At 70.7% G+C, this 15,345-nt stretch carries 14 protein-coding genes; 8 read left to right on the plus strand and 6 right to left on the minus strand.

Annotated features, from left to right (window positions below; translation table 11 throughout):
• Positions 1-25: 25 nt before the first annotated feature.
• Positions 26-1,273, minus strand: a complete 1,248-nt coding sequence (locus tag ABZ463_RS16000; RefSeq protein WP_362776848.1) for an SLC13 family permease — start codon at positions 1,271-1,273, stop codon at positions 26-28.
• Between the two features lie 144 nt (positions 1,274-1,417).
• Here ABZ463_RS16000 and ABZ463_RS16005 point away from each other — a divergent pair, with 144 nt between their 5' ends.
• Genes ABZ463_RS16005 through ABZ463_RS16025 form a run of 5 tightly spaced genes read left to right on the plus strand, consistent with a single transcriptional unit; the run spans position 1,418 to position 6,559 of the window.
• Positions 1,418-2,839 (plus strand): class II fumarate hydratase, encoded by a 1,422-nt coding sequence (locus ABZ463_RS16005; RefSeq protein ID WP_362776627.1) that lies wholly within the window; start codon positions 1,418-1,420, stop codon positions 2,837-2,839.
• Entirely contained in the window at positions 2,836-3,222 is a 387-nt protein-coding gene (locus ABZ463_RS16010; RefSeq protein WP_352013791.1) for a tautomerase family protein, read from the plus strand. Before ABZ463_RS16005 ends, ABZ463_RS16010 begins: the two co-directional genes overlap by 4 nt.
• A gap of 43 nt (positions 3,223-3,265) precedes the next feature.
• Positions 3,266-3,829 (plus strand): GyrI-like domain-containing protein, encoded by a 564-nt coding sequence (locus ABZ463_RS16015; RefSeq protein WP_362776629.1) that lies wholly within the window; start codon positions 3,266-3,268, stop codon positions 3,827-3,829.
• Between the two features lie 50 nt (positions 3,830-3,879).
• Positions 3,880-4,626, plus strand: a complete 747-nt coding sequence (locus ABZ463_RS16020) for a 3-hydroxybutyrate dehydrogenase (protein WP_352013793.1) — start codon at positions 3,880-3,882, stop codon at positions 4,624-4,626.
• 34 nt (positions 4,627-4,660) lie between these two features.
• On the plus strand, positions 4,661-6,559 hold the full coding sequence (locus ABZ463_RS16025) for a GAF domain-containing protein (protein ID WP_352013794.1): 1,899 nt from the start codon (positions 4,661-4,663) through the stop codon (positions 6,557-6,559).
• Here ABZ463_RS16025 and ABZ463_RS16030 read toward each other — a convergent pair.
• Together ABZ463_RS16030 and ABZ463_RS16035 are read right to left on the minus strand one after the other, a co-directional pair.
• Positions 6,544-8,523, minus strand: a complete 1,980-nt coding sequence (locus tag ABZ463_RS16030) for a glycosyltransferase family 2 protein (RefSeq protein WP_352013795.1) — start codon at positions 8,521-8,523, stop codon at positions 6,544-6,546. The genes ABZ463_RS16025 and ABZ463_RS16030 overlap by 16 nt on opposite strands.
• 60 nt (positions 8,524-8,583) lie before the next feature.
• Complete coding sequence (locus ABZ463_RS16035) at positions 8,584-9,294, minus strand: lytic transglycosylase domain-containing protein (RefSeq protein WP_352013796.1); 711 nt, start codon at positions 9,292-9,294, stop codon at positions 8,584-8,586.
• 326 nt (positions 9,295-9,620) lie between these two features.
• On the opposite strand from ABZ463_RS16035, the gene ABZ463_RS16040 reads away from it, so the two are divergent.
• The 3 genes from ABZ463_RS16040 to ABZ463_RS16050 are packed head-to-tail and all read left to right on the plus strand — an operon-like array spanning position 9,621 to position 12,312.
• Positions 9,621-10,295, plus strand: coding sequence for a response regulator transcription factor (locus ABZ463_RS16040; protein ID WP_352013797.1), 675 nt, complete (start codon positions 9,621-9,623; stop codon positions 10,293-10,295).
• On the plus strand, positions 10,292-11,719 hold the full coding sequence (locus ABZ463_RS16045; protein WP_352013798.1) for an ATP-binding protein: 1,428 nt from the start codon (positions 10,292-10,294) through the stop codon (positions 11,717-11,719). The genes ABZ463_RS16040 and ABZ463_RS16045 overlap by 4 nt, the downstream gene beginning before the upstream one ends.
• A gap of 32 nt (positions 11,720-11,751) precedes the next feature.
• Positions 11,752-12,312, plus strand: a complete 561-nt coding sequence (locus tag ABZ463_RS16050) for a hypothetical protein (RefSeq protein ID WP_352013799.1) — start codon at positions 11,752-11,754, stop codon at positions 12,310-12,312.
• A gap of 23 nt (positions 12,313-12,335) precedes the next feature.
• On the opposite strand, the gene ABZ463_RS16055 is transcribed toward ABZ463_RS16050, so the two are convergent.
• The 3 genes from ABZ463_RS16055 to ABZ463_RS16065 all read right to left on the minus strand — a co-directional run bounded on the left by ABZ463_RS16055 (position 12,336) and on the right by ABZ463_RS16065 (position 15,232).
• Positions 12,336-13,685, minus strand: coding sequence for a PhoH family protein (locus ABZ463_RS16055; RefSeq protein WP_352013800.1), 1,350 nt, complete (start codon positions 13,683-13,685; stop codon positions 12,336-12,338).
• Positions 13,686-13,907: 222 nt separating this feature from the next.
• Positions 13,908-14,675, minus strand: a complete 768-nt coding sequence (locus tag ABZ463_RS16060; RefSeq protein WP_352013801.1) for an isoprenyl transferase — start codon at positions 14,673-14,675, stop codon at positions 13,908-13,910.
• Between the two features lie 47 nt (positions 14,676-14,722).
• The gene (locus ABZ463_RS16065; RefSeq protein WP_352013802.1) at positions 14,723-15,232 is read right to left on the minus strand and encodes a hypothetical protein; all 510 of its coding nucleotides are present in this window, start codon (positions 15,230-15,232) and stop codon (positions 14,723-14,725) included.
• Between the last annotated feature and the right edge of the window lie 113 nt (positions 15,233-15,345).

Below are 15,345 nucleotides of genomic sequence, written 5' to 3' on the forward strand. Positions count from 1 at the left end.
CCGGGCGCCACGGGGCGTCGCCGGGTCAGACCCCGATCACGTTCAGGGACACCCACAGCGCCACGACCGCGAGCGGCAGCGTGGCGCCGACGGTGAGCAGGCCGAGCCGGGTGAACTCCCCCAGCCCGACCCCGGTGTCGTGCTCGCGCACGATCCGCCGCCACAGCAGGGTCGCCAGGGACCCGGCGTAGGTGAGGTTGGGCCCGATGTTCACCCCGATCAGCACCGCGAGGACCGCGCCCGGCCCGGCGGGGGCGGTCAGCGGCAGCAGGACCAGTACGGCGGGCAGATTGTTGATCACGTTCGCCAGGACCGCGGCCAGTGCCGCGATCCCCAGCAGGGCGGGCAGGCCGGTGCCACCCGGGACCAGGTGACCGAGCGCGTCGGCGAGACCGTTGCCGACCACCGCCCGCACCACGACGGCCAGCGCCAGGACGAAGGCCAGGAACGGCACCGCGGCCGACCGCACGACGGCCACCGGGGTGGTGTGCCCCCTGGCCAGGGCACGACAGGCGAGTACGGCCGCGCCCGCCAGGGCCGCCCACGCGGGGTTGATCCCCAGCCAGGAGGCGACCACGAACCCGGCCAGCGTGCACACCACGGTGACCAGCGCGAAGACCGGTGTCTCACGAGGCTCGGCGACGGCCGGGGCCACGGCCCCCGCGTCCAGGTCCGTGGCGAAGAACCTCAGGAACAGGACGTACTCCACCCCGACCGCGACCAGCCAGGGCAGCGCCATCAGGGCCGTGAACCGGGTGAAGCTCAGGCCGCTGGCGGCGAGGGCGAGCAGGTTCGTCAGGTTGGAGACCGGCAGCAGCAACGAGGCCGTGTTCGACAGGTGGGCGCAGGCGTACACGTGCGGCCCTGGGCGGGCGCCGAGCCGGGCGGCGGTGGCGAGCACGACCGGCGTCAGCAGCACGACCGTGGCGTCCAGGCTGAGCACCGCGGTGATGAGCGAGGCGGCGGCGAACACCTGGGCCAGCAGGTGACGTGGCCGTCCCGCCGCGCCACGGGCCATCCAGACGCCGCAGGCGTGGAACAGCCCCTCGTCGTCGCACAGCTTGGCCAGGACGAGCACGGCCGCCAGGAAGCCGACAACCGGTCCCAGCCGGGCCATCTCGGCGACGGCCTGTTCCACGGAGATCGCCCCGATCGCGACGACCGCTCCGGCGGCGGGGACCGCGACCACGGCCTCCTGCCAGCCCCACGGCCGGATGACCGCGCAGGCCAGCACCGCCAGGAGCAGGAGGACCGAGACCGTCTCGGCGAGCACGGCGTTCAACGGCGTCCTTTCCTGGGCGGGACCTTCCGGGCACGGACAGGGCGGCCACAACTGTGGGAGGAGTCTCGCAAACGCCCTCAGGTATGGTCACGTCACCCCAGGCGTCCGTGTCCGGCGAAGGCGCAAACTGGAAGCATGAGCGAGTTTCGGATCGAACATGACTCGATGGGCGATGTGCGGGTCCCGGCGGACGCGAAGTGGCGGGCGCAGACACAGCGGGCCGTCGAGAACTTCCCCGTCTCCGGCCGTGGCCTGGACAGCGCGCACATCGCGGCACTCGGCCTGATCAAGGCCGTCGCGGCCGAGGTCAACACCGAGCTCGGTGTGCTCGACAAGGAGATGGCCGAGGCGATCGCCGAGGCGGCGACGGACGTCGCGGAGAACGAGTGGGACGCCGAGTTCCCCGTCGACGTCTTCCAGACCGGCTCAGGCACCTCCTCCAACATGAACGCCAACGAGGTGATCGCGACCCTCGCCGAAGAGCGTCTCGGCCGCCCCGTCCACCCGAACGACCACGTCAACGCCTCGCAGTCCTCCAACGACGTGTTCCCGACCTCGATCCACGTCGCGGCGACGACCGAGGTGACCTACCACCTGATCCCGTCCCTGCGGCACCTGGCGACCGCGCTCAGGAACAAGGCGCTGCAGTTCGAGGACGTGGTCAAGGCGGGCCGTACGCACCTGATGGACGCCACCCCGGTGACGCTGGGGCAGGAGTTCGGCGGTTACGCCACCCAGATCGACAACGCCATCACCAGGGTTCGCGGGGTGGTCCCCCGCCTCGTGCAGCTGCCGCTCGGCGGCACGGCCGTGGGGACCGGGATCAACACCCCGCCCGGCTTCGCCCCCAAGGTCATCGAGAAACTCCGCGAGGCGACGGGCCTGCCGTTCTCCGAGGCCCCCGACCACTTCGAGGCGCAGGGGGCCAGGGACTCCATCGTGGAGCTGTCCGGCCAGCTCCGCACCGTCGCGGTCTCGCTCAACAAGATCGCCAACGACCTGCGCTGGATGGGCTCGGGGCCGCGCACCGGACTCGGGGAGATCAACCTCCCCGACCTCCAGCCCGGGTCCTCGATCATGCCGGGCAAGGTCAACCCCGTCGTCCCCGAGGCCGTGTGCATGGTCGCGGCCCAGGTCATCGGCAACGACGCGGCCATCGCCTTCGCCGGGGCCTCGGGCAACTTCGAGCTCAACGTGATGCTGCCCGTCATCGCCCGCAACGTGCTGGAGTCGATCCGGCTGCTGGCCAACGTCTCCCGGCTGCTGGCCGACCGCTGCATCGCCAGGATCACCGCCAACGTGGACCGGCTGCTCGAATACGCCGAGTCGTCCCCCTCGATCGTCACCCCCCTCAACCGGCACGTCGGCTACGAGGAGGCCGCGAAGATCGCCAAGCAGGCCCTGGAACAGCGCAGGACGATCAGGGAGGTCGTGGTCGAGCGCGGTCACGTCGCCAGCGGCGCCCTCACCGAGGAGCAGCTCGACGCGCTGCTCGACGTGCTCTCCATGACCCGGCCGCCGTCGGCTCCCGAGGATCGGGGAGACTCCCGGACATGACACAGATCAAGATCTACGGCCGCCGCGACGTCTGGGCCGACCGGCGCCGGGAGGTGTCCGACACCCTGCACGCGTGCCTCACCGAGGTGTGGCGGCTGCCCGAGGACAAGCGTTTCCACCGGTTCCTGCTGCTCGACGCCGAGGACCTCCTCTGCCCGCAACGGAGCGAGCGGTACCTCATCGTGGAGATCGTCTGTTTCACCGGCAGGACGGACGAGGCCAAACGCGACCTCATCCGCACGCTGTTCGCCAGGGCCCAGGAGCGACTCGACCTGCCCGCCGCCGACCTGGAGATCGTGATCATCGAGTCTCCGCAGGTCAACTGGGGCATCAGGGGCCTGCCCGGTGACGAGCTCACGCTGACCTACCCGGTTTCCGTCTGAGGCGACTGGACTCTCCCCCCGTGGGAGAGTCCAGCCTTACGGCATGAAGCAGATCCACCGCGACCTCTACAAGGCCACCACGACCCCACGCCTCCTCGACGTCCCCGAACTGCCCTGCCTCATGTTCGACGGCTCGGGCGCCCCCTCGGACGAGTCGTACCTCGACGCCGTCGCCGCCCTGTACGGCGTGGCCTACGCCGTACGCGCCGAGTTGAAGCCGGTCGTGACCTACTCGGTCGCCCCCATCGAAGGGCTCTGGGACGGCGACCCCGGGGACCTGTCCACCATGCGCTGGACGGCCCTCATCCCCCAGCCCGCCCAGGTGACCGCCGAGATCGTCGAGCGGGCGGTGGAGACCGTACGGCGTAAGCGGCCCGGGACGCGGCTCGACGGCCTGCGGCTGGGCACCGTGAACGAGGGCAGGTCGGCCCAGATCCTGCACGTCGGCCCCTTCAGCGAGGAGCCCGCGACGGTCAAGACGCTGATGGAGTTCATCACCGGGCAGGGCCTGGCCCTGACGGGCAGGCATCACGAGATCTACCTGTCGGACTTCCGCCGCACCGCCCTGGAGAAGCAGCGGACCGTCATCCGTTACCCCGTCGGCTGACGGGCCTGGCGTCCACCGGATCGGCGGGACCGGACACTACATTCGACGTCATGACTGATCTGGCGGGGCGACTGGCCCTGGTGACCGGGGCGGGCAGCGGGATCGGACGGGCGTGCGCGCACCGGCTGGCCGCCGCCGGGGCGCACGTGGTCGTGCTGGACAGGGACGCGGGGGCCGCCGCCGAGGTGGCCAGGGAGGTCGCCGGGACGCCGGTCGTCGCCGACCTGGCCTCGCCCGGCTTCGTCGACCTGGTCCCCGCCGACGTGGACGTCCTGGTGAACAACGCCGGGTTCCAGCACGTGGCGCCGATCGAGGAGTTCCCGCCCGAGGTGTTCTCCACGATGCTGAAGGTCATGGTCGAGGCGCCGTTCCTGCTGGTCAGGGCGGTGCTGCCGGGGATGTACCGGCGGGGCTGGGGGCGGGTCGTCAATGTCTCCTCGGTCCACGGCCTGCGTGCCTCGCCGTACAAGTCGGCCTATGTCACGGCCAAGCACGCCCTCGAAGGGCTGTCGAAGGTCGTCGCGCTCGAAGGCGCCGAACACGGCGTCACCTCCAACTGCGTGAACCCCGCCTACGTCCGCACGCCCCTGGTCGAGGAGCAGATCGACGACCAGGCGAGGAACCACGGCATCGGCAGGGACGAGGTCGTGGAACGGATCATGCTCGGCCCGGCGGTGATCAAGCGGCTGATCGAACCGGAGGAGGTGGCCGAGCTGGTCGCCTACCTGTGCGGCCCGCACGGCTCGTTCGTCACCGGGGCCTCCCTGCCTCTCGACGGAGGCTGGACGGCCCGCTGAGAGCCACCGCCGGGGCGGGCGCGACAATGACGTCATGAGCGCGCGGGTCTTCCTCGAACTACTGGCCAGGGAGGCGTCCGCCGTGGAGTTCGAGGGCCCGGTCCTGGCCGCCAGGAGCGCGGGCGCGGACGCCGCGACGCTGGCCGACCTGGAGGAGGCCAAGATCGTCGCGCTGCGGGTGCGGGAGCTGCTGCGGCGCAGGGCCCGGCGTGAGGCCGAGCTGTCGGCGCTGTTCGACACCGCGGGCGACCTGGCCGGGCTGCGCGACCTCGACGCCGTCCTTGAGGCCATCGTGCGCCGGGCCAGGCAGCTGCTCGGCACCGACGCCGCCTACATGACGCTGCACGACCCCGACCGGGGAGACACCTGGATGCGGGTGACCGACGGCTCGGTCTCGGCCAAGTTCAGGGCGTTGCGGCTGCCCATGGGAGCGGGGCTCGGCGGGCTGGTGGCCCAGACGGCGACGCCGTACTCGACGGCCGACTACTTCGCCGACCCCCGTTTCCGCCACAACACGGACATCGACGACGCCGTGGTCGAGGAGGGGTTGGTCGCCATCCTGGGCGTCCCGCTCAAACTCGGCGGCCGGGTCATCGGCGTGCTGTTCGCGGCCAACCGCGGCGTGCGGCCCTTCAGCCAGGACGAGGTGGTGCTCCTGGGCTCGCTGGCCGCGCACGCGGCGGTGGCGATCGACAACGCCAGGCTGCTGCAGGAGACCAGGAACGCCCTTGAGGAGCTGAGCGAGACCAGCCGCCTGGCCAGCGCCCACAGCGGGGCCGTCGAGCGGGCGGCGCACGCCCACGACCGGATGGCCGGGCTGGTGCTGCGCGGCGGCGGCGTCGAGGACGTGGCCGCCGTGGTGACCGAGGTGCTCGGCGGCTCTCTGGTCGTGCTCGACGACGCGGGACGGCCGATCGCCGGCGACCCGGGCGAACTGGGCGAGGGCGTCACGGCGGTGATCGCCGAGGCGGCCAGGACGTCCCGCGCGCTCGGCCGTACGGTCAGGAGGGGCAACCTGCTGGTCGCCTCGGTCGACGTGGGCGCGGAACCGTTGTGCACGCTCGTGCTGCGGGCCGCGGAACCGGTCGCCGACACCGACCAGCGCATCCTGGAACGGGCGGCGCTGGTCACCGCGCTGCTGACACTGTTCCGCCGTACGGTCGCCGAGGCCGAGGGCCGGGTCAGGGGCGAGCTGCTCGAAGACCTGATCTCCCGTCCCGGCATGGACGGCCTGACCGAGCGGGCCCGGCGGGTCGGCGTCGATCTCGGGGCCGCCCACGTGGTCGTCGTGGCCCGCTACGGCGACGAGCGGGAGCGGGCCGCGTTCTGGGCCTCCTCGCACGCCGCGCTCAACCGCGGCCTGGCGGCCCAGGGCGGGGACGAGGTCGTGCTGCTGCTGCCCGGCGAGGACCCCGGCGCGCTCGCCAGGCGGGTCGCGGCCGAACTCGGCGCCGCCCTCGGCCGTCCGGCGACGGCGGGCGCCTGTGGCCCCGTACGCGGCCCCGGAGAGGTGGCCGGGGCCCACCAGGAGGCAAGGCGCTGCGCGGACGCCCTGGTGGCCCTGGGCCGCGAGGGAGAGGGCGCGGGCGTCGCCGAGCTCGGCTTCGTCGGGCTGCTCGTCGGCGGAGGCCGTGACATCGAGGCGTTCCTCACCGCGACCGTGGGCCCGGTGCTCGACTACGACGCCCGGCGGGGGACGGCGCTGGTGCGCACGCTCACCGCCTACTTCGGCACCGGCTGCTCCCTGTCCCGTACGGCCGAGGCCCTGCACATCCACGTCAACACGGTCACCCAGCGCCTTGACCGGGTGGCGCAGCTCCTGGGGCCGGGCTGGCAGGCCCCGGAACGGGCCCTGGAGGTCCAGCTCGCCCTGCGGCTGCACCGGCTCAGCGGCCGGCCGGGCTCGGCCCCGCCGGGTCAGCCGGGCACGTAACGCCGCTGGGCGGCCCTCGTCACCCTGACGACCCTGCGAACCCCCGGGATGCGCAACGCCACCCGTTTGAACAGCGGGTAGCGCGGGGCCGGTCTCCTCGCGGCGGAGGCCGCGCGGACCTCGACCCGGCCACCGAGGCTCATCCCGACCTTGAAGCGCAGTCCGACCTCCCGGTCCCCGATCCGCAGGAACGGCCGCCAGTCGCCGGGGGCGAGGAACCCCTCACGGTAGACCCGCCGTACCGGCACCTTGGCGACGAGCCGCCCGGCGAGCTGCCCCGGCACGCCCGGCTCGACCAGCGCGGGCGCGCAGATCTCGTGCTCCCCCCTGCTGGCCCTGCGCAGCACCAGCTCCGCCGCGGGCCCCCCGCTCGGCGGCACGTACGGCACGGGCACCACGACGAACACGTGGTCGCGCCGCGAGGTGACGGTCGCCCCCGGGGAGACCAGCGCGATCGACTCGGCGAACGAGCGGGGCTCGACGCACACGCCGAGTTCACCCCGGTCCGACCACCAGGGGATGACCAGGCGCTCGGAGTGGTCGGCCAGTGTCCCGGTGCGGTTCGGCGGGGAGCCGGTCACCCGGGCGCGGACCTGGTGGGGGCCGCCGTACATGCGGACGTGGACCTCCCACAGGCCGGGGGGCAGCGCCTCCCCGAGGGCCGCGGAGGAGGCGTCGAGCCTGGCCGATCCGGTGACCTGGAGCCTGACCCCGTTGTGGTGCCTGCTCTGGATCACCGAGCAGGTGACGGGCAGGAAGTAGATGAGCCCGCTCTCCTCGTGCCTGACGTAGACCTCGAACCTGGCCCGGGAGGCGGCGTGGGTGACGTCGGCCAGCTCGGGCCGCAGGCTGAGGCCGTCGAGGGGGACGGGCGGCTCCCAGGCCAGGCCGTCGTCGCCGTACCGGACGAACCGCACCGGTTCCCCGCCCGCGCGGACGATCTCCACGGCGAGGTTCATGGTGAAGGCGCCGTCCTGCCAGGACAGGCCCCTGAGGTCGGCCCGCAGGCGGGTGCCGCGCATGGCCTGGGCGAGTTCGACGAGCTGGTCGAGCCTGCCCGCGCGCAGCAGCGCCGCGCGCACACGCATGTGGACGGGCAGGTAGCGGTCCAGGCGTGGGGGGAAACGCTGCACGACCAGTTCGCGCAGGGTCGTGAAGGTCGCCGCCCTGTCCTTGGACGAGGTGACGAACCCGGCCCCCGCGAGACGGCGCAGCACGGCCGTGCGGAACCAGTGGGCGTACATCCGGTCGCGCCGCCGCCCCTGGGGGACCTCGTAGTCGACGACGTCGAGCAGTTCGCGTAGTTCGGTGGCGTGGACGTAGGGGTCGTCCTCCTGACGCGCCGGACGTTCCCCGAGGAGGCAGCAGACCCGGTCGGCCAGGACGGTGATCGTCCTGGCCCGCAGGTAGGCCCTGGTCACGAACGTCTGCTCGGCCAGCGTCCCCCCGGGGTCGGGGAAGGTGAGCACCTCCTCGTCGAGGAACTCCCTGCGGTACAGCTTGTGCGGCGTCGGCAGGGTCAGCAGCCGGTCCCCGAGCAGGTCGGCGTTCTCCCGGTTGCGTTCGAAGATCTTGGACGGCGGCGCCTGGCCGTCCGCCAGCCGCCCGATGAGGATGTCCGCTCCGGTCTCGACCGCCCGGTCGTACATGCGCTCAAGGGCGAGGCGGTCGAGGCGGTCGGTCTGGTCGAGCAGGTAGACGTACTCGCCCCTGGCGACCGCCATGGCGACGTTGCGCCCGCGCATCGGCGAGCCGGTCCGCCCGAGGTGCAGGACCCGGACGTTCGAGCGGACCGCGGCGATGGCGTCGAGGCGGAGCTGGATTCCGTCGTCCGATCCGTCGTCGGCGAAGATGACCTCGTACTCCTCCGAGGACATCGACTGTTCGAGCACGGACCGGATACACGCGTCGGCGGTATCACCGGGGTTGTACACCGGCACTACGACGCTGACTTTTACATCCATGCGCCCAAGCGTGCGACGCCCGCGTCTTCGAGATGGTCAGACTTGCCGACTCTTGGAGTCTCAGTACCACCCCGTGGCCTGGGAATGGCCCCAAGCACCACAAGGGGTGCCGTAACGCCCCTTGATGTAGGTGAGGCCCCACTGGATCTGGGTGGCCGGGTTGACCTGCCAGTCGCTGCCCGCGCTGGCCATCTTGCTGCCGGGCAGGGACTGCGGGATGCCGTAGGCGCCGCTGTAGCGGTTCATCGCCCGCTCGTTCCAGCCGCTCTCCTTCATCCAGAGCTTCTCCAGGCAGCCCCACTGGTCGCCCCAGCCCATGGCCTCAAGCATGCTCTTGCCGAGGGCCTTGTTGCCGGTGGGGTTCGCGCTTCCCGGCGGGAAGGCCTTGGGGTCGAAGCCGTTGCCGCCCGGCGCCTTCTTCGGGATGACGATCGGGTCCAGCGGGTCACGGTCGCCGCGCGCCGCCTTGAGTTTGTCCTCCTTGGCGGCCTGGGCCGCCTGCGCCTTCATGACGTCGGTCTTGGGGTCGGGCGCGAACGGGTCGCCGCCGCCGAACACCCTGGCCAGTTCGTCCACCGAGAGCGCCGACGCCGAGGAGGTGGCCGAGGCGTTCTGGATGGCGGTGTGGACGGTGAAGCCCCCGCCGCCGACCACCACGACGATCGACGTGCCGATGATGACGGCGCGCTTGGGAGTCAGCCATCCCCGCGGCTTGACGGTCCCGTCGGAGCGGGCCGTACGACGGGAACGCGGAGCCCGGGGCTCCTTCAAGTGCGGTGATCCTGAACTCACGACCTATGAGCTTGCCGTGCTCTGGGGGGTGCTTCGCAACCCGAACGATGGAGTTGACGGCTGTTCACGGAACGTCCAATGGGATTTGTGTGACCTAGGTGCGTGACTACATGGTCTTTCCTTGACACTGACCGGCAAATGTGATGTTAATCACACTTTTCTCAGGAGACCTGTCCCACGGGCCCCTGTTCCGAGGGAAGTGGCCTCGGTCAAGCCTCACAGAACAGCGTCATGATCTCGCCCAACCCTCGTCACAGTTTCGTGACGTGGCAGGTGCTATCGGGCATTGCAACAATAATGACCGCGTGGCTGGCATCCTCCTTGTAGAAGACGACCCCTCGGTCCGGACGGGACTTGAGCTGGCACTGAGCCGTCAGGGCCACACCGTGACCTCGTACGGCACCGGCGAGGAGGCACTCGACCACATCCGGTCGCGCCGCCCCGAGATCGCCGTGCTCGACGTCATGCTTCCCGGGATCGACGGAGTCGAGGTGTGCCGCAGGATCAGGAAGCTGGACCAGCTCCCGGTGATCCTGCTCACCGCGCGGGGCGACGACCTGGACGTGGTGGTCGGGCTTGAGGCCGGAGCTGACGACTACGTGATCAAACCGGTCGAGCCGAGGGTTCTCGACGCCCGGATCCGCGCGGTCCTGCGCCGGGTCGAGTCCCTGGCCTCCGACCGCATCACCTTCGGCGACCTGGTCGTCGACCGGGGGGCGCTGAAGGTCTCGCTCGCCGGCCGGGAGGTCCACCTGACCCCGACCGAACTGCGCCTGCTGCTCGAACTGGTCCGTCACCCCGGCCAGGTCCTCAACCGCAGATACCTGTTGCGGGCCGTGTGGGACCACACCCACGTCGCGGACTCCCGGCTGGTCGACGCCTGCGTCCAGCGGGTCCGCGCCAAGATCGAGGCGGTGCCCGCCGAGCCCGAGTTCATCCACACGGTGCGTGGTTTCGGCTACCGCTTCAGTCCGCCGTGAGACGGATCTACACCGGCCTGCGCGGGCGCCTGGTCATCACCTTCACCCTGATCGCCATCGCGGCCTCCTCCCTCGTCGCGGGGATCGGCTACGAGCTGGTCAAGACCCGGGTGATCGAACGCGCAGAACAGGTCGCGGTCGGCGACGTGCGCAACACCCTCGAAGGGATAAGGGTGCCCATCGGCGGCCTCTGGCCCGGTGAGACGCCGCCGACCGACACGGAGATCGACGAGCTGCAGAAGAGGCTGCGGACCCCCAACGGCGCCGTCGTCGTCCGCTACGAGGACCCCCGCGTGCCGCGGGACGAGTACCTCTACCCGGACGGCGACTTCAGCATGAACGACGTCCCGACCGACCTCGTCCTCGGGGCCGACCGCAAGATCGCGATCAAACGGCAGCGGATCAACGGCCGCATGTGGCTGATCGTCGGCACCCCGGTGTGGCGGATCGAGCCGATCCACACCGCCCAGCCGACCGGGATGAGCATCTTCGCCTTCGTCCCGCTGTCCGAGGAGGAGCAGCTCCTGAACGACCTGCGCCAGCCCCTGGCGGCGGCGGGGGTCATCATGCTGGGCATCGCGCTCGCGGTCGCCCTGCTGTCGGCCAGGCGGGTGCTGCTGCCCGTCAGGAGGCTCGGCTCCGCCGCGCGCGCCCTCGGCGCCGGCCACCTGGACACCCGGCTGCCGGTGCACGGCCAGGACGAGCTGGCCGAGCTGACCGCGACGTTCAACGACACCGCGGCCGCCCTTGAGCGCAGCGTCTCCGAGCTGCGCGCGCTTGAGGCCATGTCCCGTCGTTTCGTCGCGGACGTGTCCCACGAACTGCGGACCCCGCTGACCGCGATGACCGCGGTGACCGACATGCTCTCCGAGGAGGCGGACCGGCTGCCCAGCGAGCCCGCGGCGGCCGTACGGCTGGTGCTCAGGGAGATCGCGCGGCTGCGGACCCTGGTCGAGCAGCTCATCGAGGCCAGCCGGTTCGACTCGGGGACGGCGACGCTGCACCTGGACAGCGTGAACGTCGCCGACGCGGTCAGCGACTGCCTTGAGGTGCGGGGCTGGCTGGACAAGGTGCGGACGAACGTGCCGCAGGGCCTGACCTTCTCCCTCGACCCCCGGCGCTTCGACGTGATCGTGGCCAACCTGGTCGGCAACGCCCTGCGCCACGGCGAGCCCCCCGTCGTGGTGACCGCGCGGAGCACGCCGAACGGGCTTGAGGTGAAGGTGCGCGACCACGGCAAGGGAATCCCCGCCTCCGACCTTCCGCACGTGTTCAACCGCTTCTACAAGGCCGGGGCCAGGGGTGACGGCAGCGGTCTCGGCCTGTCCATCGCGCGGGCCAACGCGCACCTGCACGGCGGCACGATCTCGGTGCGCCCGCAGGACCCGGGCACGCTCTTCACGGTCTGGCTGCCCCCCGCATGAACCGAGACACCAGGAGAACGAGGAGAACGGCGATGCGGCGCGCGCGGCGGCTCACCTGCCTGCTGACGGCCGTCCTGACGCTGAGCGCGTGCGGGATCGCACCGACCGAGGTGCAAGACCTGGGACGCCCCCCGGTGATCAGCTACAGCCCCACGTGGGTGACGGTCTACCTGCTCCACAACGGCCGTCTGGAGCCCGCCAACGTCCCGGTCGGCTCGAACTCGGCGAAGAACATCATCGACGCCCTGTTCAGGGCGGGCAAGCAGCCGCCGAAGCCGGAGCTGAAGCTGACCAGCGCGCTCGGCTCCTTCAGCCACCACGACACCGAGACCACGAGGTACCGCGACGAGTCGCCGCGCAACGACCCGTCGGGCAACCTGGGCTACCGGCTGACCGTGATCGTCACGGGCGCCGGGGAGATGTCCAGGGAGGCTCTCGCCCAGATCACCTGCACGATCCGGCAGAACAAGCAGGAGAGCATCTGGAGCGTCGAGGTCACCAGGCTGTTCCCCGGAGCGCCGAAGACCTGGGGGGAGCACACCTGCTTCGAGTACCGCGATCTCGCGGCCAAAGGGGTGCGACTCCCCCCGTGATCGTCACGGGCCCTGCGGCCCGATCACATCGTGACGTCCTCCAGCATCTCGGTGACCAGCGCGGCGATCGGCGAGCGCTCGGAACGGGTCAGCGTGACGTGGGCGAACAGCGGGTGTCCCTTGAGCTTCTCGACCACCGCGACCACGCCGTCGTGCCTGCCGACCCGCAGGTTGTCGCGCTGGGCGACGTCGTGGGTAAGCACGACCCTGGAGTTGGCGCCGATCCTGCTCAGCACGGTGAGCAGGACGCCCCGCTCCAGTGACTGCGCCTCGTCCACGATGACGAAGGCGTCGTGGAGCGAACGCCCGCGGATGTGGGTCAGCGGGAGGACCTCCAGCATGCCCCTGTCGATGACCTCCTCGATCACCTCGGGGCTCGTCACCGCGCCCAGGGTGTCGTAGACGGCCTGGGCCCACGGGCCCATCTTCTCGTTCTCCGAACCGGGCAGGTAGCCCAGCTCCTGGCCGCCGACGGCGTACAGGGGGCGGAAGACGATGACCTTGCGGTGCTGGCGCCGTTCGAGCACGGCTTCGAGGCCCGCGCACAGGGCCAGGGCCGACTTGCCGGTTCCCGCCCTGCCGCCCAGCGAGACGATGCCGACCTCGGGGTCCATCAGCAGGTCGAGCGCGATGCGCTGCTCGGCGGAACGGCCGTGCAGGCCGAAGACCTCCCGGTCGCCGCGCACCAGACGGACCGACTTGTCCGGCTGCACCCGGCCGAGGGCGGAACCACGGCTGGACAGCAGCCGCAGGCCGGTGTGGGTGGGCAGGTCACGTGCCTCGGCCAGGTCGGCCGTGCCGTGCTCGAAGAGCGTCTCGACGTCCTCGGTGGTCACCTGGAGCTCGGCCATGCCCGTCCAGCCCGACTCGACGGCGACCAGTTCCGCCCGGTACTCCTCGGCGGCGAGACCGATCGAGGCGGCCTTGATCCGCATCGGCAGGTCCTTGGAGACCAGAACCACGTCGTGCCCCTCCGCGGCGAGCGTACGCGCCACGGTCAGGATGCGGGTGTCGTTGTCGCCGAGCCGGAAGCCGACGGGAAGGATGGATGGGTCGCTGTGGTTGAGCTCCACCCGGATGGTGCCCTCTCCGATGGGCATCGGCTCGTCCAGCCGTCCGTGTGTCACCCTCAGGTCGTCGAGGGACCTCAGCGCCTTGCGCGCGAAGTATCCGAGTTCTGGATGATGGCGCTTGCCCTCCAACTCGGTGATGACGACGATCGGGAGGACCACCTCGTGCTCCGCGAAACGGCTTATCGCCGCTGGATCCGCCAGGAGGACCGAGGTGTCCAGGACGTACGTACGCCGGTTGGTGACCGGCGACGTCGGTGAGGACGACGAAGGGTTTGCCACGCGTTCTCCCCCGGGCGCCATGGGGGGCGCCCTGCCATGAGCTGGGATGCGGACCGGACCCGGACCCACGCTCGCGGCATGACGAGGAGGCACCGGTGACCGGCCCTCCTTGGCAGGTCGTGACGCAAAGGTGGGCCCTCTCCGGAGTAGACGAGCTGCGCCCGCCTACTTGTTACGGTACGTCCTGAATGCCCGTCTTCCAACAGGGCAAGTCCTGCCGAAAGACGGAGTTCACGTCCTGTTTCAGGAGCCGTACCGTCGGTGCCGCGCGGCGTACGAGCGCAGGGCCCGCAGGAAGTCGATTCTGCGGAAGTCAGGCCAGTAGGCCTCGCAGAAGTAGAACTCCGAGTGGGCGCTCTGCCACAGCAGGAAGCCGGACAGCCGTTGCTCTCCCGAGGTCCTGATGACCAGGTCAGGGTCGGGCTGGCCGCGCGTGTAGAGATGCTCCGCGATGTGCTCGACATCGAGGACCTCCACGATGTCCTCGATGCTCGCGCCCTTGCTGGCGTGCTCCTGGAGAAGGGAGCGCACCGCATCAGCGATCTCACGCCTTCCCCCATACCCAACGGCAACGTTCACAATCAAACCCGGACGGTGTGATGTTGCCTCTTTAGCGTTTTTCAGGACACGGGCCGTGTGATCGGGCAGCAGGTCAAGCGCTCCCATGGGCTTGACATGCCAGCCGTCATCCACGAGTTCCTGGACCACGTCCTCGATGATCTTCACCAGGAGGTCCAGCTCGTCCTGGGACCGGTTGAGGTTGTCACTGGACAGCAGCCACACGGTGACCACCTCGACCCCGGCCTCCCGGCACCAGCCGAGCAGCTCGGAGATCTTGTCCGCGCCCTTGCGATGACCTCGGCTGACGTCCTCAAGGCCCATCGAACGCGCCCAGCGCCTGTTCCCGTCGACGATCACGCCGACATGCCGGGGGACCATCTCGCTCTGACGGGACAGCTTCCCTTCCAGCCGCCTCTCGTAGAGCCGGTAGACGAGATCACGCACGCCCATTGAAGCCCTCCCCTCAACGCCCGCCGTCGAAGGGCGCCGCCAGGCAATTATCGCCGCCCCAGAGACCTCCGCGCCCCCTCTATCGGGGTTCTGGGGGAGTTGCCGGACTTCTGTGCTCCCAGACATTCCTCGGCCTCGGCGACGAGTCCGTCCACGAAGGCCCCGAGTTCCGCTGAGGTGAGCACCGCGCGCATCCCGACACCGCCCTGGCCCCAGGCTTCGAGGAAAGCCCGCCTGGCCAGGCGCCACTCTCCGGGGTGGTCCCGGCCCCCGGGAATCCAGATCGGGATGGTGCGCAGCTGGCAGCGCAGCTCACCCCCGCTGACGATCCCCCTCCTCGTCCGGTACCGGAAGGTGAACAGCTCGTCGTCCTCGGGGAAACGGTCGTCCGGATCCGGCCACTGGTCCTGCTGACCGGCGCGGGCCTCCGCGACGCCCGTGGCGAGGCTGACGAGGAACCACCCGCACCTCTCGCCGACCGTCCCGTACAGCGCGCCGTCCCGGTGGAGTTCGAGCGTGACCTCGTACGGCGAGCCGATGCTGTCGCGGCACGCCACCGGCGTAACGGTCAGGTACGACCCATCAAGGCAACGCAATCCCCCCACCTCAGAGAGGGTATCCCTGGCACAGGCTGCCAAAACGTCCCCGGGGCCGAGCGGGCCACCATGGG

It is taken from the genome of Streptosporangium sp. NPDC020145 (assembly GCF_040631275.1).
In the GTDB taxonomy this organism is placed as follows: Bacteria; Actinomycetota; Actinomycetes; order Streptosporangiales; family Streptosporangiaceae; genus Streptosporangium.

Excerpts from the sequence above, each read along its gene's own strand:
- ABZ463_RS16005 (WP_362776627.1), top strand. The coding sequence starts at position 1,418 with ATGAGCGAGTTTCGGATCGAACATGACTCGATGGGCGATGTGCGGGTC.
- ABZ463_RS16010 (WP_352013791.1), top strand. The coding sequence starts at position 2,836 with ATGACACAGATCAAGATCTACGGCCGCCGCGACGTCTGGGCCGACCGG.
- ABZ463_RS16015 (WP_362776629.1), top strand. The coding sequence starts at position 3,266 with ATGAAGCAGATCCACCGCGACCTCTACAAGGCCACCACGACCCCACGC.
- ABZ463_RS16020 (WP_352013793.1), top strand. The coding sequence starts at position 3,880 with ATGACTGATCTGGCGGGGCGACTGGCCCTGGTGACCGGGGCGGGCAGC.
- ABZ463_RS16025 (WP_352013794.1), top strand. The coding sequence starts at position 4,661 with ATGAGCGCGCGGGTCTTCCTCGAACTACTGGCCAGGGAGGCGTCCGCC.
- ABZ463_RS16030 (WP_352013795.1), bottom strand. The coding sequence starts at position 8,523 with ATGGATGTAAAAGTCAGCGTCGTAGTGCCGGTGTACAACCCCGGTGAT.
- ABZ463_RS16050 (WP_352013799.1), top strand. The coding sequence starts at position 11,752 with ATGCGGCGCGCGCGGCGGCTCACCTGCCTGCTGACGGCCGTCCTGACG.
- ABZ463_RS16055 (WP_352013800.1), bottom strand. The coding sequence starts at position 13,685 with ATGGCGCCCGGGGGAGAACGCGTGGCAAACCCTTCGTCGTCCTCACCG.
- ABZ463_RS16060 (WP_352013801.1), bottom strand. The coding sequence starts at position 14,675 with ATGGGCGTGCGTGATCTCGTCTACCGGCTCTACGAGAGGCGGCTGGAA.